Source organism: Aeromicrobium sp. A1-2, from assembly GCF_003443875.1.
Taxonomy (GTDB): Bacteria; Actinomycetota; Actinomycetes; order Propionibacteriales; family Nocardioidaceae; genus Aeromicrobium.
In genome coordinates this window covers 2888421-2905118 of record NZ_CP027482.1, presented here as the reverse complement: position 1 = coordinate 2905118, position 16698 = coordinate 2888421, and the positions used below count along the sequence as shown (strand labels likewise).

Genomic DNA, 16698 nt, shown 5'->3' with positions numbered 1-16698 from the left:
GGGGTGTGATCGGGACCACAAGTCGGTCAGCTCGCCGCAGGCACGTCGGGACGGAACTTGGGGAACCGCAGCGTGACCTTGGTGCCCAGCCCCGGCGCGGTCTCCACGACGATGCCGTACTCGTCGCCGTAGACCGTCCGGAGCCGTTCGTCGACGTTGGCCAGGCCGACCGAGCCGCTGGTCGTCCGTCCGATCAACACGTCCCGTACGACGTCGGGATCCGCGCCGACCCCGTCGTCCTCGATCGTGATCACGCACTCGGCGCCCTCGTCGAGGGCGATGACCGTGAGCGTGCCGTCACCGTCCTTCGCCTCGAGCCCGTGGCGGATGGCGTTCTCCACAAGAGGCTGCACCGAGAGGAAGGGGAGTGTCACGCTCAGCACCTCGGGGGCGACCCGGGTGACGACGCGGAGCCGGTCGCCGAAGCGCGCCTTCTCGAGCACCAGGTAGCGCTCGATCGAGCGCAGCTCCTCGGCCAGCGTCGTGAACTCGCCGTGCTCGCGGAACGAGTAGCGGGTGAAGTCCGCAAACTCCAGCAGCAGCTCTCGCGCACGTTCGGGATCGGTCCGCACGAATGACGCGATGGCACCCAGCGAGTTGTAGATGAAGTGTGGCGAGATCTGGGCCCTGAGCGCCCGCAGCTCGGCCTCCATGAGGGCAGTGCGGGACTCCGAGAGCTCGGCAAGCTCGAGCTGGCTCGACATCCACCGGGCCACCTCGGTCGTCGCGCGGACGAGCCCGGCGGAGGCCTCGTCGCTGATCACGACGATGCTTCCGACGACGCGCTGCTCGACCGAGAGCGGAGCCACGATGACGCGGTCCGAGGCCTGCGTCGTGCCCCGCGCGAGCGCGTCCGACATCAGGACCTCGACGTCGACCTCGCGTCGCTGGCCACCCCACGCGAGGGGTCCGTGCATGTCGGTGATCGCGACGGTCGAGGTGCCAAGTAGGGCACGGACGTGCGGGATCGCCCTGGTCGCGCTGTCTTTGTCGAGCCCCAGCCGCAGCGCCGGTGCCGCCAGCGACGCGGTGTGCAGTGTCCGGTATGTCGCCCGGTCAGCCGGCGAACCGAGCGTGCGGCGGCTCGTCAGGAGTCGCCAGCGGACGAAGGCCGCGGTCGCGACGAGGACCACGACCACCACTGCGGCCGTCGTGAAGTTGTCCATCCGGCAGACGCTACCGCGACTGCGGCCTCAGTCGTCCCCGATGCCGCGCGCGTGCAGTGCCGCACCGGTGTCGTACGCGTGGGCGACCGTACGGATCGCCATCGGCACGAGGAGCGCGCGCGGGCTGCGCTCGAGCCCCCGTGCCCTGGCCGCGGCCCGGGTCTCGTGCGCGATCTCCAGGATGCCTGGGATCGCACGGATCATGAGCGAGAAGGCCAGTGCGACGCGTTCAGGGTTGACGCCGATCGGGCGAAACGGGCCGAGCCCGCGGGTGATGGTGTCCAGCATCGAGTCGATCGAGGTGGTCGCGGTGAAGACCAGCGCCACCACGATGACCGCGACGAGCCCGGCAACCACGTGGATCGCCGTGGGCCAGCCGCGTTGCCAGACCTGGAATGCCGACACCAGAGCGATCACGAGCAGCAGGGGCCGCAGAGCACGCAGGGTGCCGCGCAACGGCATCCGTGTCCACGCTGCGAGGAGCAGTGCGGCACCGAGGAACGCCACGGCGGTCCACATGCCCGGAACTACGACGGTCGCGATGCTGAAGATCGCCAGGCAGGCGAGTTTGGGGCCGGTCGGGAACCGGTGCACCCAGGTCGAACCGGGACGGTAGTTGCCCAGCAGGAACTGGCTCACCGGTCGACCAGCGCGCGATAGTGACGGACGGCCTCGACCGGCGCCCCGTCGAACACGATGCGGGCGTCATCGACGACCAGCACCCGGTCGCAACGCTCCGCGAGCTCCAGGTCGTGCGTCACGAGCACGACCTGCTGGCGGAGGGAGAAGATCTGGTCGGCGATCAGTCGAGTGTTGCGCAGGTCGAGCAGTGTCGTCGGCTCGTCGGCGACCAGGATGTCCGGATCGGTCGCCAGCACCCCGGCGAGGGCCAGCATCTGTTTCTGACCCCCAGACAGTGCGTGGACGCTCGTGTCGGCCTTGTCGGCGAGCCCGATCCGCTCAAGGATCGCGCGCGCCCTCTCGGTCCGTTGCCGCTTGTCCTTGATGGTCCGGCGCAGCGACAGTGCGATGTCTTCGACGCACGTCGGCATGACGAGCTGTGCGCTCGGGTCCGTGAACACGAACCCGACCTGCCTGCGCACCGCGGCGCCGGCGCGAACGGTGTCGAGCCCGTTGACGGTCACCCGACCGGTGGTCGGCTCGATCAGGCCGTTGAGCAGTCGCGCAACGGTCGACTTGCCCGATCCGTTGCTGCCGATCAGCCCGATCCGACGCTCGGTCAGGTGCAGAGTCGTCGGGCGCAGGATCGCGAGGTCGCCGTCCGGTGTGGGCACCGAGACGGCGACCTCGTCGAGCACGATTGCAGGTGTCACGCCCGGCGCTTGGCGACGAGCTGGGGGAAGGCGCGAAGGACCGCCGCGGCGACGACGGCGGCGAGCACGCCCTTGATGATGTCGGCGATGAAGAATGGTGTCGCGTAGCCCCAGGCGACGCCCAGGCCCACGTCGAGCTTGATCGCCATGCCGAGCGTGCCGAGCGTGCCGACGACCGCGACCGTGACGATCGCGGCGGCGGTCGAGACCACAACCGTGAAGGCAGCCGGATTGGTGCGCGCCACGCGGGTGGCGACCAGGCCGACGATGAATGCCGCGATCGGGAAAGCGACCAGATATCCACCCGTGGCACCGACCCACACCGACGGTCCGGCCTGGCCGGCGGCGAAGATCGGGACGCCAGCCGTGCCGACCGCGAGGTACAGCAGCACCGCGAGGAATCCGCGCCGCGCGCCGAGGGCGGAGCCGGCCAGGAAGATTCCGAACATCTGCAGCGTGAACGGCACCCCGACCCCGGTGACGCTCAACGACGGGAGGATCGCGCAGACGGCGATCAACGCGGCGAAGGTCGCGATGAGCGCGAGGTCCGTCGTCGAGATGCCCTGCTTGCGCACGGGGGTGGTGGTGTTGGTCATGGAGGCTCCTGGGACGATACCTGAACGGTGGTCAGGTGAACGGCGTTCAGGTTAGCGTATAGGCTGTCGGCGCTGTCAATCCCGGAGGTCCGCGTGCGCTATCACCGTTCAGACGTCGTCGAGCGTGCGGTCGACGTCCTCGACATGTATGGCCTGCCGGACATGTCGATGCGGCGCATCGCCTCGGAGCTCGGACTGCAGCCCAGTGCGCTCTACCACCACTTCGCCAACAAGCAGGCGCTGCTGGCGGCCGTCGCCGACGAGCTGCTTGAGCGCGGCACCCGGCCGTTGCCGGTCGATGCCGAGTGGGACCACCAGGCCGTCGCACTGAGCCGCGAGCTGCGCGACGCGATGCTGGCCTATCGGGACGGCGCCGAGCTCATCGCCACGGTGCACGCCTTCGGCCTCGGCGCGGACACGCTCGACGGGCGGCTCTCCGCCGCGATCTCGTCGGGCGGGTTCGACGACTCGTTCGCACGGTCCGCGGCGACCACGATCCTGTACTTCGTGTTCGGGCACGTCTCGGACGAGCAGACCCACCTGCAGGCCAACAGCGCCGGTGCGATCGACGGTGATCAGCCGGCTCGGGCCGACTCCGCCTCGTTTGAGCTCGGCCTGACGTTGATCCTCGATGGGATCAGGCAGCGCCGCCCGGCTGTGTCTCGTGCCGTTTCCGCGCGATGAGGCCGAAGTCGGTCCCGAGGTGAGCCGGCGCCAGTAGCCGCTGGAACACGGGGCTCTGCGTCGACCAGTAGGTGAACACCTCGACGTCGTCGAAGTGTTGCGCGAGCTCTGCCTCGAGTGCGAGCTCGTCAACGCCCTGGCGGACGACGTGGTACTCGACCAGATCTGAAGGGTCGGTGTCGGAGTACGCACCCTTGCGACGGCGCAGGAAGGCGCCGAGCCCGCGCTTGAGGTCGCCCTGTGCGAGCCGCCAGGCGTAGAACGTCCCACGGCCTGCGAGGTGCACGCGACGAGGCCGGCGGGGGTAGTACGTCGGGTCCTGCACCGAGTAGAACCAGCCGCCCGGCTGGACGAGCCCGCTGAGCCGCTGGACGAACGTGACGTAGTCCGGGATGTGGTGCAGCAGGGACGCGCAGACGACTCCGTCGAAGTGCTCGCCGTCGGCGAAGATGTCCTCGCCGCTCCGGTCGTAGAACACGGCGACATCGTCGTGCCCGGCGTAGCGCTCCTTGAGCATCGTCGCGCTCGCCTCGCTGGCCTCGGTCACCGTGACCTTCGCGCCCGCGGCGAGGAGGAAGTCGGTGAACGTGCCGTGTCCGGCCCCGACCTCGAGGACGTGGCAGGTCCCTTGACGCTCGATCGTCTCGCGCACGAGTTTGCGAAGCTGGTCGTCGATCATCGACCGCAGCACCGTGTGCCTCAGGTGCGGCGAACCCTTCACGTAGTCGTGACCTTCGCCGTGCGACGCATTCTGCGAAGCGATGACGGAGGATGGTTCTTCGGTCATGGTGGTCCTCTCGACGTCGTCACACTCTACGGGTCGGCTCGGAGTAGGGTGTGGCACTCCGCCGAGCCGATGATGTGTCCTGAGTTACCCAGAGGAGCCCGTACGTGAAGATCGTCGTCGATGCCATGTGCGCCGAGTTCGGTGGGATCCGGACCTACGTCGACCAGCTGCTCGCCGCCTGGGCGACGTCCTTCCCCGACGACGAGGTCCACGTGCTGGTGCCGGTCGGCTCGACGATCTCCCCGGACGTGCACGTACGTCACGAGGTTCCGGTGCGGCGCCCGGTCGCAGCGGGCCGGCCGCTGGCCCAGACCGCGGTGCTGAGACGTCTCACCCGCGCGATTGCTCCTGACGCGATTCTTGCCACGATGCCGTCCACGACGCTCCGCCGCACGTCCAGCCCGCTCGCCGTCGTCGTCCACGACCTTCGCCACGAGCTGCGACCACAGCAATTCAGCCGTGCACGGCGCGTGCTTCGCCGCATCTCGTACGGTCGTTCGTACGCGGTCGCCGACGGCTACGTCGCTGTCTCGGCCCGCACCCTGCACGACCTGCACGAGCTGCACCCCTCCACCCGGCAGCGGCGTTCTGCCGTGGTGCATCACGGGGCTGATCATGTGCTCACCTGGCCTGTCCCCGACCGCACGGGTCCGGCGGTCGCGTTCGCGCACCACACCAACAAGAACCCCGACCTCATCATCGAGGCGTGGGCGCTGATCGCCGAGCAGGCGACGCCGCCACCGCTGCTGATCGTGGGCGTCGGCGGAGCGCGTGAGGCGCTGCAGGCCGATCTGGACCAGCGCGGGCTGACCGATGCCGTCCGACTGGCACCCTACCTTCCCGAGGAGGAGTTCCGTGGCGTCGTGTCGGTCGCCGACATGATCGTGTTCCCGTCCGACTTCGAGGGTTTCGGGATCCCCGTGGTCGAGGGCATGAGTTTGGGCAAGCCGGTCGTGATCGGCCCCGAGCGGGCGACGCTGGAGGTCGCCGGCGGCCATGCCGTCGTGATGGACGGCTGGACGCCACAGGCGCTCGCCGATGCGGTGCTCGAGGCACGGCAGCTCGATGACGTCGCCGTCGCAGCGGCTCGTACGTGGGGCAGGACCTTCACGTGGGACCGCGCCGTACGTCAGACCCGTGAACTGCTGCAGCAGCTGTGAGTCACCAGCTGGCGTGCAGCGGGCGACCCTCGTCGTAGCCTGCCGAGCTCTGCAGCCCGATCACGGCTCGGTCGTGGAACTCCGCGACCGAGCGCGCCCCGGCATACGTCGCGCTCGAGCGGACCCCCGCGATGATCGCGTCGACGAGGTCCTCGACGCCGGGCCGCTCCGGGTCCAGGAACATGCGTGACGAGGAGATGCCCTCCTCGAACAGCGCCATCCTGGCCCGCTCGAACCCCGCGGCGTCGCGGGTGCGGTTGGAGACTGCGCGCGCCGAGGCCATGCCGAAGGACTCCTTGTACGGACGGCCGTCCGCGCCGACCCGCAGATCGCCGGGGCTCTCCAGCGTGCCGGCGAACCACGAGCCGATCATGACGCTGGCCGCGCCCGCTGCAAGCGCCAGCGCAACGTCCCGGGGGTAGCGCACGCCGCCGTCGGCCCACACATGCGCGCCGACCTCACGGGCCGCTGTGGCGCACTCCAGCACGGCAGAGAACTGCGGCCGGCCGACCCCCGTCATCATGCGGGTCGTGCACATCGCGCCGGGCCCCACGCCGACCTTGACGATGTCGGCTCCGGCCGCCACGAGGTCACGCACGCCCTCGGCGGACACGACGTTGCCCGCGGCGATCGGGACCCGGCGACCTGAGGCTGCTTCGTGGGCGTCGCGTGCGGCGGTGACGAGTGGCAGAGCCTCGAGCATCTTGACCTGGTGGCCGTGGGCGGTGTCGATCACGAGCACGTCGATGCCCATCTCGAGCAGGGCCCGGGCCTTGCCGGTGACATCGCCGTTGATACCGACGGCGGCGCCGATGACCAAGCGACCGGCCGGGTCGACGGCCGGGTCGTAGATCGTCGAGCGAAGGGCGCCCTTGCGGGTCAGGACTCCGGCCAGGCGTCCGCCGTCGAGCACCGGGGCGAGGTCGATGTGGCCCGCGGCCATTGCGTTGAACGCGGTGCGGGGGTCGCTGCCGGCGTCGAATGTCAGGATGTCGGTCGTCATGACCTCGCGGACCTGGGCGAACCTGTCGATCTCGGCGCCGTCGCGCTCCGTGACGATACCCAGCACCTTGCCGTCCTCGACCACCACGACGGCGCCGTGGGCACGCTTGGGGATCAGGCTCATCGCCTCGCCGACGGTTGTCGACGGGTCGACCGTCACGGGGGTGTCATAGACCGTGTGTGCGGCCTTGACCTGGTCGACCGTCGCAGCCACGATGTCGAGCGGGATGTCCTGCGGGATGATCGCGATCCCGCCACGCCGCGCGATCGTCTCGGCCATGCGCTTGCCCGAGATCGCGGTCATGTTGGCGACGACGAGCGGCAGGGTCGTGCCGACTCCATCGCCGGTGGCGAGGTCGACGTCGAAACGGCTCGTCACCTCAGAACGTCCCGGGACCATGAAGACGTCGCTGTAGGTCAGGTCGTACGAAGGCTGCAGGTCGTTGAGGAACTTCACGCCACGAGTCTAGGTCGGGTGGGCCTGTTCAGGCGCCCCGGCGAGCCCTCGCTGCCGGATAGGGAGCATCGACGAGGAACGCGATGCCGCACTGCCGGCAGACGCCCGTGCCCGACTCGAGGTCCGCGGGCAGATCGATGTCGTCGCCGCAGGCCTCGCACTCCATCGCGAGTCCGACATGGTGCAAGGAGGTTCGCATCCGGTTGCCTTTCGTCCCTTCCAGAGTAGGAACTGAGTCGGACAGCTGCCGCGAACCGGGTGCTGCGGCGTGTTGCTCAGCGGAAGTCGAGCAGCATCGTGTCGGGGGGCGTGACGTCCTGCGCCAGGCTCGACTTGTCGACCCTGGCCCGCAGGCACGACGTCTCGTGCCGCAGCCGCAGGAATCCGGTCTGGGCGCCGTAGCTCATGAAGAGGTCCCGCACCTGCGCCAGCGCCGACTCACCGACCGATGGGTGCCGGGTCGCCTCGGCGAAACGCATGAGGCCGGGCAGGTCGAGCTTCTCCCACGTGCTGAATTCCTGGGTCTCCGGCTCGTGGAACAAGCCCGAGGCGCCGAACGTGTCGACCGGGGTCGGCGGTGCGCCACGGTCACCCGTGATCTCGCGCAGCTTGCGCATCCACGGGATCGAGTCGTCGTAGCGCTGGGAGATCGTCGAGACGAGGCCATCGGGTCGCAGGACCCGGGCGTACTCGGCCAGCGCGGTGGGGGGCTCGCGCAGCTCGGGCGCGATCACGACGTCGAACGCCTCGGCCAGGAAGGGCAGCCGCTCGCCCCTGGTGCGGACGTACTGGATGTCGGGATGCCGGCTGGCGGTGACGTCGTCCCCGGCCACGAGGACCTCGTGACCCTGTTCGGCGAGCTGGTAGGCCAGAGCTGCGTCACCCAGGTGCAGGACGCAGGCCAGACGATCCCCGACCAGCCACTTGGCTGTGCGATCTTCGGGGGAGTCGTTCATGTTCCGAAGGCTACCGTCCGGCGTGGAGGGCAGCCGGTACGCTTCGGGCGTGTCCGATCCGTTCATCTCGGCAGCCCTGCTCGAGGGCATCCCCTCGGCGTATGCCGGTACCCGCGACGGCATCGACTCGATGCTGCGAGACCGCGGCCTGCGCCGAAGCACCCCCGACGACACCGCACGATCGTTGCTGCTGGGCGCGGCGGCGACCGCCACGCTCGAGGGCAGTGCGTACGACGTGGAGACCTTGGCAGGCGGCGGAGGGGACGAACTGGCCCGCGCCGCCGTACGGCTCTCGACCGAGCTGCTGGGCCTGCTCCCGGTGTGGAATCACTCGCCGGTCCAGGCGCTCGCCCGCATGCACGCGATCGCCGCGGCCGGATCGGTCGAGGACATCGACCTGGGTCGGCCCGTCGATCCGGCCGGAGTCTCCCGGCTCACGGCGTTGGCGGCGATGCTCGGGGAGCCCACAGCGGCACCCGGACTTGTCGTCGCGGCCCTCGTGCACGCCGAGATCGCCGCGGCCGGGGCGTTCGCGACACACAATGCGGTCGTCGGACGTGCGGCCGAGCGACTCGTGCTGGTCTCCAAGGGGGTCGACCCCGCCTCCGTGACCGTCCCGGAGGCAGGACACGCCGCCGAACCCGATGGCTACCGGTCGGCGCTCGCGGCGTACGCGGGTGGAGATATGACAGGCGTGCACCAGTGGCTGATGTACGCCTCGCTGGCCTTCACCCGGGCCGCCGAGGCCTCCCCGCTCGCTAGGCCGTGAGACCGCCGTCGGCGACGATCGTCTGTCCGGTGATGTAGTCGTTCTGCGGATCGGTCAGGAACTGCACGATCCGGGCGATGTCGGCGGGATCGCCGAGTCGGCCGGCCGGGGTGCGGCGGATGATCTGCTGCATCTGCGCCTCGTCGAGCCCGTGCGACATCTCGGTGCGCAGGTAGCCCGGCGCGACGGAGTTCACGGTGATGCCACGGGAGCCGAGCTCTCGGGCGAGGGCGCGTGTCATGCCGTCCATCGCAGCCTTGGTCGCGCTGTAGACCGCGAGGCCGCGGTAGCCCGAGATGCCCACGATCGACGAGATGTTGATGATGCTGCCCGAGCCGCGGGCGAGCATCCGGCGTGACACGAGCTTGCTCATCGCGAGCGTGCCCTTGAGATTGAGGTCGATGACCGTGTCGATGTCGTCATCGGTGGCCAGGCTGAGGATGCCGTCGCGGGCCACACCGGCGTTGTTGACCAGGACATCGATGACGTCCCAGGTCTCCACGACGTCCTTGACGAATGAGGCCGTCTGGTCACGCTTGCTGACATCGATCTCGCGGAACAGGAAACGTCCCTCGAGCTCAGGATCCTTCTCCCACCGGTCGATCTCGGGGGTACGCGATCGGGCGCACGTCGCGACCCGGTCCCCCGAGTCCAGGTAGGACTGGACGATCCCGGCACCGAGACCCCGGCTTCCGCCGGTGATGACGACGACTCGTCCTGTGGTTTCACTCATCGGGGAGCACCTCTGCTGATCTTGTTGCCGGTCATGTCGAAGGTCTCGACGAAGCGTATGCTCCGTGGCCGGGCGGCTGGGGGTAGGTCCGCGCAGGTGGCGCGGATCTGGGCATCGACATCATCGTCGTGGTAGCCGGGGGACGTGACGACCTCGACCGCGACGATCGCGCCCACCATGGCATTGGGGCGACCGAAGGCCCGCACGAGGGCGACCCCGGGAACCCTGCTGATGCGGTCCTCGATCGGCAGGGGGTGGATCTTGACTCCGCCGACGTTGATGACTTCGGTCTTGCGTCCTCGGAACTCGACGCGGTCGCCGACTATCTCGACCAGGTCGCCCGTTGCGCGCCACTCGTCGCTGTCGAAGGGGTCCTCGCCGTAGTAGCCGAGCATCGCGGCGCGGGACCTGACCCAGAGCTCGTCGTCGACGACCTTGAACGCCAGGTCGGCGTTGGCGTCGAGCATGCTGGTCGGCAGCCCGGCGACACCGTCGCGGACCGTGATCGCCTGGCCGAACTCGGTCGCAGCGTAGATCTGGGAGACCTTGGCTCGGGGGGACTGCTCGCGCACCTGCTCCAGCAGGGTCGGGGGGATGGCTTCGCCGCTCATCGTGACCTGGCGAAGCTCCGGAGTGGGCCCGCCGTCCCCACGCATCTCGACGAGCAGGAAACGCCAGAACGTCGGTGTGCCACTCGCGTGGGTCACGTCCCACCTGCGCATCGCAGTCAGTCCGTCGCGCGGTTGGAACGTCTCTCCCACCACCAGGGTGGCCTGGGCGGCCAGCACGTGGATCAGGATCTGGAGCCCGCCGAACTGGTTGATCCCGTAGGCCAGCAGCCATCGGTGGTCGGGTGTCGGTTCGATCCGGTCGACCTGGCGCAGGATGCGGTCCCACGTGTTGCGGACCGCCCGGGGCTGTCCGGTCGTGGTCCCGCTGGTCATGACGAGCAGGGGTGCATCCGCGGAGGCCACGGGGATGCGGGGCGCGCCATTCTCGTTCAGCACGTCGTTCGCGTCGATCGCGCCGGCCGCGATCAGGCTTTCACGAGAACTGATCAGGTGGGTGTGGTCGAATCGCTCGCGATTCTCCGCCACAGCCTCATCAGTCGCGGCGAGCGGATAGACGCAGGACTCCGCACCGGCCAGGGCGGACCCGGCCAGGATCGCCATGACGTGCGCAGCGTCGTCGTCCAGCACGGCGAAACGTTCGATGCCAAGTGACACGAGATTGGCCGCAACTCGCTCGGCCGACTCCTGGAGCTCGTGGAAGGTCGTGGAACCTCTGGGGGTGACGACCGCCGTCTGGTCAGGGTTGTCCCGGCCCGCCCGGCGCAACAGCTCGATCACGCGGAGGCGGGTTCCTCGGCGCTGTAGAAATCGAGGATCTCGCCGATCGTCGCCGCCATGATGCCTTCGCTGAACGGGTCCCTGGTGAGGTCGTCCTCGAGCATCGAGGACAGCTCGGCTGTCTCCAGCGAGTCCAGGCCGAGTCCTTCGGCATAGAGCGACGTCTCGGGGGTGACGTCCGTGTTCTTGCCGGCCCTCACGAGAAAGCGGTTGATGGTCTCCGAGGCCAGGCTGCGGGGGCTTCCCATGCTCATGTGCTCCAAGTGTGGTGGTGGGGGGACACGCGACTCAACGAGTAGCGCGGGGAAAGGTTATCGCGACGCGATCGGCTCAGGAGGCAGGCTTGGAGGCGGACACCAGGCCATAGCCGAGCGTGCCGTCTCGCCAGAATCCTTCGAGGATGTCGCACGACGCCTCGAAGGCGGCCAGCGCATCGGCACCGAGGATGTCGATGACGGCGTCGTGGTGCTGAGCGGCGGTGCCGCGCCACCGGTCGAACGTCGGGAGGGTCTCGAGCGTGAGGTCGACGGCCGTGTCGACGACGAGGCCAGCGCCCTCCATCAGCGCGACATAGTCGTCGAGCGGATCCATCCGGGCGGCTCCGAAGGCCGCGCGCAGCGTGGCGAAGTCATCGCGCCGACTACGGACCTCGGTGAATGGAATCTCCCTGCGGCGGATGAGATCGCACAGCACGACACGGCCACCGGGTCGAAGGACCCGGGCGCACTCCGCGATCAGGTTGTTTCGCGCCGGCATCAGGTGGGAGGACTCGAGGACCCAGACGCGATCGAAGCTCTCGTCCGCGAATTTGTTGTCGGTGCCGTCGCGCTGTTCGAAGGTCACACCGCTGACGGCGGCCCGCGCGGCCCGTGCGGTGGCTGCGTCAACGCCGATCTGGCTTGTCGTGATGCCGACGACCTCGACGCCGTGATCGAGCGCCAGGCGAACCGCAGGAGCGCCCGAGCCGCAGCCCACGTCCAGAACCCGCTGGCCCGCTGAGAGCTGCGCAGCCTGGATCATCCGTGCCGTCAGCTCACCGGTCGCGACGTCGAGCGGCTCGGACCCGGTCGGGAACACCCCGTAGTGGAGCTCCGCACCCAGCAGCAGCGCCCAGGCCTCGGTGACCCTGTCGTAGTGGACTTCGGGCTCGTAGTGCTCTTGAGTCATGTTTTCCTACCGTTGGTGTCGAAGGAGCCCGGGCTAGCGGGCGGCGGCGTCCACACGGACCGAACGTCTTCAACGATCGCCCGGAGCAGCAAAGCGCGACCTTGGGTTCAGGTTCGAGCAGGGGGGACGAGGCTCGATGCTAGCACTGGCGGCGCCTGTGACCTGCGGTATTGCCAACTCCGAACCGGCTCGTCAACACTTCATCGGGCCGGGGTCAGGGCATCCGCGATCTCTGGCTTCAGGGCCTCGGCCACAGCTCTCATGCCCGAGGCCCGCGGGTGCAGCTGGCTTCCGTCGCCCTCGGCCGCGGTGGCCCCGCTGACCCATGCGTCGTCGGCGCCGCGACAGGCGTCGTGGCCCGCCGACGCTGAACGCATCGAGAGGTAGCGCACCCCCGCCGCCTGGGCGGCATTGCGTTGAGCGGCCTCGAGCCGTCCTTCATGCTCCGCAGCGGTGCGGACGTCCTCCAGCGCGATCGGCACAGTGGAGCACGTGCCGGAGTCGGGCATCAGTCGTAGATAGCTCACCAGCACGATCGTCGCGTCGGGGGCCCGCTGCTTGATCTCCTTTAGCAGGGACGCCACGTTCTCCTCGATCGTGGTGAGAGCCTCGGGGATCTGTTCCTCGTAGGTGGCGCAGTCGGTCGACGTGCTGTGCACAGGGACTCGGCACGCGAACACCGTCGGGATGAAGGCCTCGTCGTTGGCGCCGATGCTGATCGTCACCACGTCGGTGTCTTCCGTGACAGCGTCGAGCTGCGGCGGCAGGTCGATCCCGTCGGCTCGTTCCATCCCGTTCAGTGCGTCGGCGGTGGTCGCGTTGGGGCAGCTCTGGTCGACGAACGTGTCGACTTCAAGGTCCTTTGCGAGTAGCGACGGGTAGTTGTGGTCGGAGCGTTGGCAAGGCCCTGACGAGCGTGCGATGCCGGCCCCAGCCACCACCGAGTCCCCCAGTGCGACGTACCTTGTCTCCTTGGTCGTCCCGGGACCGGAGTCCCGGCACGACGCCAAGGCCATCGCGACGAGCAGCGCCGTAAGCACAGCGATCGTCGCCGGCTGTCGGAAAACGCGCATTCGTCCAGCCTAGCCAACGGTGCGGATACCATGAGAGCGGTTCGCCCGGCAGCGTCGCCGGCGCCGCATCGGTCCCTGCTGGGTCAGTCGACACGAGACAGAGGTAGGGCATGCAGGACGATCGCACCGCGCTCATCACGGGTGTCGCGGGGCAGGACGGGATGTATCTCGCCAGGCTCCTGCGCTCCAACGGCTGGCGTGTCGTCGGCACGGTGCGTCCCGACAGCCAGTCGACAGCCAGGACGGCGCCGTACCTAGCCGGCGTGGAGCTGGTCGAGCACGAGCTCACCGACTCCGCTGAGTTCGCCGGGCTGCTCGACCGTCACGCGCCCAATGAGGTGTACAACCTGGCCGGCTTCAGCTCGGTCGGCAGGAGCTGGAGCGATCCGGAACTCGTCCTGCGCACCAACACGACTGCGGTCGTGGAGATGTTGGAGGCCCTGCTGCGTCATCGTGACGTCGGAGGCCGCGAGGTCCGGTTCTTCCAGGCCTCGAGCGCCGAGGTCTTCGGCGGCGATGTCAAGGGCTCGCTCAACGAGGAGACGTCCCACCGGCCCCGCACGCCCTATGCGATCGCCAAGAGTGCCGCGCACCACGCGGTGGTCAGCTACCGCGAGAAGTACGACCTGTTTGCCTGCAACGGGATCCTGTTCAACCACGAGAGTCCATTCCGTGGCCACCAGTTCGTGGCGGGCAAGATCGCCCGGGTCGCGGCCGAGATCGCCTGCGGCCGGGATGCGAAGGTTTCGTTGGGTGACATCGACATCGAGCGGGACTGGGGTGCGGCGGTCGACTACGTCGACGCGATGAGGCTCTCGTTGCAGCACGACCGCGCGGACGACTACGTCATCGCGACCGGCACAACTCGCACCCTGCGTCAGATGCTGACGACGGCGTTCGCGGCCGCTGGTGTCGACGACCCGATGCCACATCTGGAGTTGGATCACAGCCTGTGGAGCTCGACCCAGGCTGCAGCCCTCCAGGGCGACGCGACCAGAGCGCTGGTGCAGTTGGGCTGGGCCCCGGCTACGTCGTTCGAGACGCTCGTCTCGGACATGGTCGACGTCGACGTGCGCCGCATCCGCTCGGGTGTCGCCGAGTCGGCGGACTACGTGCGCTGAAGCTCGATCGCCCGGACGAGGATCATGCTGAACTCGTCGGAGACCTGCTCCACGTCGAACTTCAGCTCGGCGATCGCGCGGGTCGAACCACCGATCTGGCCGATCAACGCCCGTTCGATCGCGAGGTCTGCCAGCCAGACCGCTGCCGACTTGGCACCGAGCTCGGTTGGATCGACGACGTAGCCGCCGCTGGCGACGATGTCGAGCGCGGCGGGGTTGTCCTCCGGCATGAGACCGAGGATCGGCCGACCGGCGGCCATGTAGGACAAGACCTTGCTGGGGATCGAGAACTTGGTGGCGTCGGGCTCCAGGAGCGCCACCAGCACGTCGGCCGAGCCGAGCGCGTACGGCAGGTCGTCTGCCGGCTGGAACGGCAGCACCGTGAGCGGGACGTCCTCGGTGCGGGCGATCTCGGCGAGGTCGTCGGCGCCCTGGCCCTCGGAGATCACGACCATCGAGACCGGGATGTCGTTGTCCTGCGCGTTGCGCAGCAGGTCGACCAGCAGGTGTGGGTTGTGCTTGCGGCCCAGCGTGCCGGCGTAGACCAGTCGGAGGGAGCTCTCGTCGTCGAACAACTGCTCCGAGATCGGGTTGTGCCGGTCGACTGGGAAGACCTTGTCCAGTGGCGCCCAGTTCGGGATCACCGAGACGTTGGCCGGCGCGACCTTCCAGCCGGGGTACACCTCCTTGAAGGCATCGCCGATCGCGACGACGTGGTCGGCGTGCTTGGCGCAGTAGGCCTCCATCCGGACGAAGAGGCGCGAACCGAGCCAGGCGAGCGGCCGGGGGAGCCGGCGGCGAAGCTCATCGGTCAACCCCGCGCTGTAGATGTCCTGGTGCCAGAAGACGTACGGCAGCTTGGCGCGCCTGGCGTAGCGGGCGAACAGGAACATCGACAGCAGTGGCAGGTTGCACGCGACGACGACTTCGGGCGGAGCAGCCTTGAGCCGCTTGATCCACTCACGGGCGTAGGAGCGTTCGAAGCGCAACCGTGCGAGCGGGGCGTACTTCTGGAAGGGCAGGTCCAAAGCGATGGCGGTGAACGTCAGCGTCGGTGAATCGCCGGGCTGGACCTCCAGATGGCCCTTGCCGCTGACGTACTGCTCGGCCGACACGTGGTCGACCGCGTGACCCTTGTCGGCCAGCTTGCGGGACAGCTCGGCCTGGAAGGGGTGGCCGGAGAAGTCATGAACCGTGATGCGCACCGGGTCAGCCCCGCGCACTCAGCTGGTCGTAGATCCAGGAGTAGGTCTTCTCAAGCCCGTCACGCAACGAGATCGAAGGCTCCCAGCCGTAGATGCTGTGGAACATCGTGTTGTCGGAGTTGCGCCCCCGCACTCCCTGCGGCGCAGTCAGGTCGTGGCTGCGGGTCACCGTGATGCCCGCGATCTCTTCGAGGATCGATGCCATCTGATTGATCGTGACGAGCTCGGACGAGCCGAGGTTGACTGGTTCGAGGTTGTCGCCGGCCAGGATCTCCTTGGTGCCGCGAACGCAGTCGTCGATGTACATGAAGCTGCGGCTCTGCTCGCCGTCACCCCAGATGTCCATCGTGTGGTCGCCGCTGAGCTTGGCCTGGGCGATCTTGCGCGCCAGCGCCGCCGGCGCCTTCTCGCGGCCCCCCCCGAACGTGCCATCAGGGCCGTAGACGTTGTGGTAGCGGGCGACCCGGGTCTCGATGCCGAAGTCCTCGCGGAAGTGCCGGGCCATGCGCTCGCTGAAGAGCTTCTCCCAGCCGTATCCGTCCTCGGGGTCGGCCGGGTACGCATCGGCCTCCTTGAGCGCCGTGACATTGGGGTCGGTCTGCTTGTCACCGGCGTAGACGCACGCCGAGCTGCTGTAGAAGTAGCGCTGGGTCCCGGCATCGCGGGCGGCGACGAGGACGTTGGTGCTGGTGAGCACCGACAGCATGCACTCGGCCTTGTTGTTCTCGATGAAGCCCATGCCGCCCATGTCCGCGGCGAGGTTGTAGATCTCCTCGGTGCCGACCGCCATCTTGTGGGCGTCGGCCATGTCGGCGCAGTCGGCCACGACGTTCTCGGCGTCGGTGCTGACCTGGTACCACTCGTCCTGGGGCTTCTTGTCGACGGCGCGTACGTTCTTGCCGGACTTGACCAGGTCTGCAACGAGGTGCCCGCCGATGAATCCGCCGGCTCCGGTGACCAATACCGTCATGTTTCTCGTCCTCCGAGTGATTTTTTCTGGACTTCGTGGTTTTTTTTGACTGAACGTTACGCGCGCACAGCCTCATGACACCTAACGACCCGCTTGCCCCGAAGTTTCGCTTCGACGCCGTTCTGGTTCACGGGCGGGCCCACTAGGCAACCGACCTGGGGAGACTGAG

General features: G+C 68.4%; 19 protein-coding genes. 4 read left to right on the top strand and 15 right to left on the bottom strand.

Annotation, left to right across the window (positions count from 1 at the left end):
• Positions 1–26: 26 nt before the first annotated feature.
• The 4 genes from C6I20_RS14280 to C6I20_RS14265 are packed head-to-tail and all read right to left on the bottom strand — an operon-like array spanning position 27 to position 3096.
• Complete coding sequence (locus C6I20_RS14280) at positions 27–1166, bottom strand: sensor histidine kinase (protein ID WP_118397066.1); 1140 nt, start codon at positions 1164–1166, stop codon at positions 27–29.
• Between the two features lie 27 nt (positions 1167–1193).
• Positions 1194–1805: an energy-coupling factor transporter transmembrane protein EcfT gene (locus tag C6I20_RS14275; RefSeq protein ID WP_118397063.1), complete on the bottom strand. Its 612-nt coding sequence runs from the start codon at positions 1803–1805 to the stop codon at positions 1194–1196.
• Positions 1802–2500, bottom strand: a complete 699-nt coding sequence (locus tag C6I20_RS14270; RefSeq protein ID WP_254052150.1) for an energy-coupling factor ABC transporter ATP-binding protein — start codon at positions 2498–2500, stop codon at positions 1802–1804. Before C6I20_RS14270 ends, C6I20_RS14275 begins: the two co-directional genes overlap by 4 nt.
• The gene (locus C6I20_RS14265) at positions 2497–3096 is read right to left on the bottom strand and encodes a biotin transporter BioY (RefSeq protein ID WP_118397060.1); all 600 of its coding nucleotides are present in this window, start codon (positions 3094–3096) and stop codon (positions 2497–2499) included. The genes C6I20_RS14270 and C6I20_RS14265 overlap by 4 nt, the downstream gene beginning before the upstream one ends.
• A gap of 93 nt (positions 3097–3189) precedes the next feature.
• On the opposite strand from C6I20_RS14265, the gene C6I20_RS14260 reads away from it, so the two are divergent.
• The gene (locus tag C6I20_RS14260; RefSeq protein WP_118397056.1) at positions 3190–3780 is read left to right on the top strand and encodes a TetR/AcrR family transcriptional regulator C-terminal domain-containing protein; all 591 of its coding nucleotides are present in this window, start codon (positions 3190–3192) and stop codon (positions 3778–3780) included.
• On the opposite strand, the gene C6I20_RS14255 is transcribed toward C6I20_RS14260, so the two are convergent.
• Positions 3734–4567 carry a bifunctional 2-polyprenyl-6-hydroxyphenol methylase/3-demethylubiquinol 3-O-methyltransferase UbiG gene (locus C6I20_RS14255; protein ID WP_118397053.1) on the bottom strand — a complete coding sequence of 278 codons (834 nt, stop codon included), beginning with the start codon at positions 4565–4567 and terminating at the stop codon, positions 3734–3736. The genes C6I20_RS14260 and C6I20_RS14255 overlap by 47 nt on opposite strands.
• Positions 4568–4671: 104 nt before the next feature.
• Here C6I20_RS14255 and C6I20_RS14250 point away from each other — a divergent pair, with 104 nt between their 5' ends.
• Complete coding sequence (locus C6I20_RS14250) at positions 4672–5727, top strand: glycosyltransferase family 1 protein (protein WP_118397050.1); 1056 nt, start codon at positions 4672–4674, stop codon at positions 5725–5727.
• Between the two features lies 1 nt (position 5728).
• On the opposite strand, the gene C6I20_RS14245 is transcribed toward C6I20_RS14250, so the two are convergent.
• The 3 genes from C6I20_RS14245 to C6I20_RS14240 all read right to left on the bottom strand — a co-directional run bounded on the left by C6I20_RS14245 (position 5729) and on the right by C6I20_RS14240 (position 8142).
• Positions 5729–7186 (bottom strand): GuaB1 family IMP dehydrogenase-related protein, encoded by a 1458-nt coding sequence (locus tag C6I20_RS14245; RefSeq protein WP_118397047.1) that lies wholly within the window; start codon positions 7184–7186, stop codon positions 5729–5731.
• Positions 7187–7214: 28 nt separating this feature from the next.
• Positions 7215–7385, bottom strand: coding sequence for a hypothetical protein (locus tag C6I20_RS17180; RefSeq protein WP_162891345.1), 171 nt, complete (start codon positions 7383–7385; stop codon positions 7215–7217).
• 76 nt (positions 7386–7461) lie between these two features.
• A complete protein-coding gene (locus C6I20_RS14240) occupies positions 7462–8142 on the bottom strand; it encodes a class I SAM-dependent methyltransferase (protein WP_162891344.1) in 681 nt (226 codons plus the stop codon).
• Between the two features lie 49 nt (positions 8143–8191).
• Between C6I20_RS14240 and C6I20_RS14235 the strand changes: the two genes are divergently transcribed.
• On the top strand, positions 8192–8911 hold the full coding sequence (locus tag C6I20_RS14235) for an oxidoreductase (RefSeq protein WP_254052149.1): 720 nt from the start codon (positions 8192–8194) through the stop codon (positions 8909–8911).
• Here the strand turns inward: C6I20_RS14235 and C6I20_RS14230 are convergent.
• The 5 genes from C6I20_RS14230 to C6I20_RS14210 all read right to left on the bottom strand — a co-directional run bounded on the left by C6I20_RS14230 (position 8901) and on the right by C6I20_RS14210 (position 13233).
• On the bottom strand, positions 8901–9644 hold the full coding sequence (locus tag C6I20_RS14230) for an SDR family NAD(P)-dependent oxidoreductase (protein WP_118397040.1): 744 nt from the start codon (positions 9642–9644) through the stop codon (positions 8901–8903). The genes C6I20_RS14235 and C6I20_RS14230 overlap by 11 nt on opposite strands.
• Positions 9641–10993 (bottom strand): class I adenylate-forming enzyme family protein, encoded by a 1353-nt coding sequence (locus C6I20_RS14225; RefSeq protein ID WP_118397037.1) that lies wholly within the window; start codon positions 10991–10993, stop codon positions 9641–9643. The genes C6I20_RS14230 and C6I20_RS14225 overlap by 4 nt, the downstream gene beginning before the upstream one ends.
• On the bottom strand, positions 10990–11247 hold the full coding sequence (locus C6I20_RS14220; RefSeq protein ID WP_118397034.1) for a phosphopantetheine-binding protein: 258 nt from the start codon (positions 11245–11247) through the stop codon (positions 10990–10992). Before C6I20_RS14220 ends, C6I20_RS14225 begins: the two co-directional genes overlap by 4 nt.
• Positions 11248–11323: 76 nt before the next feature.
• Positions 11324–12160 carry a methyltransferase domain-containing protein gene (locus C6I20_RS14215; RefSeq protein WP_118397031.1) on the bottom strand — a complete coding sequence of 279 codons (837 nt, stop codon included), beginning with the start codon at positions 12158–12160 and terminating at the stop codon, positions 11324–11326.
• A 200-nt stretch (positions 12161–12360) separates the two neighbouring features.
• Complete coding sequence (locus tag C6I20_RS14210; protein ID WP_118397029.1) at positions 12361–13233, bottom strand: SGNH/GDSL hydrolase family protein; 873 nt, start codon at positions 13231–13233, stop codon at positions 12361–12363.
• 110 nt (positions 13234–13343) lie between these two features.
• Here C6I20_RS14210 and C6I20_RS14205 point away from each other — a divergent pair, with 110 nt between their 5' ends.
• On the top strand, positions 13344–14354 hold the full coding sequence (locus C6I20_RS14205) for a GDP-mannose 4,6-dehydratase (RefSeq protein ID WP_118397026.1): 1011 nt from the start codon (positions 13344–13346) through the stop codon (positions 14352–14354).
• Here C6I20_RS14205 and C6I20_RS14200 read toward each other — a convergent pair.
• The gene (locus tag C6I20_RS14200; protein WP_162891343.1) at positions 14342–15559 is read right to left on the bottom strand and encodes a glycosyltransferase family 4 protein; all 1218 of its coding nucleotides are present in this window, start codon (positions 15557–15559) and stop codon (positions 14342–14344) included. The two genes, C6I20_RS14205 and C6I20_RS14200, sit on opposite strands and share 13 nt — an antisense overlap.
• Positions 15560–15563: 4 nt before the next feature.
• The gene (locus C6I20_RS14195) at positions 15564–16529 is read right to left on the bottom strand and encodes an NAD-dependent epimerase/dehydratase family protein (RefSeq protein ID WP_118397018.1); all 966 of its coding nucleotides are present in this window, start codon (positions 16527–16529) and stop codon (positions 15564–15566) included.
• Between the last annotated feature and the right edge of the window lie 169 nt (positions 16530–16698).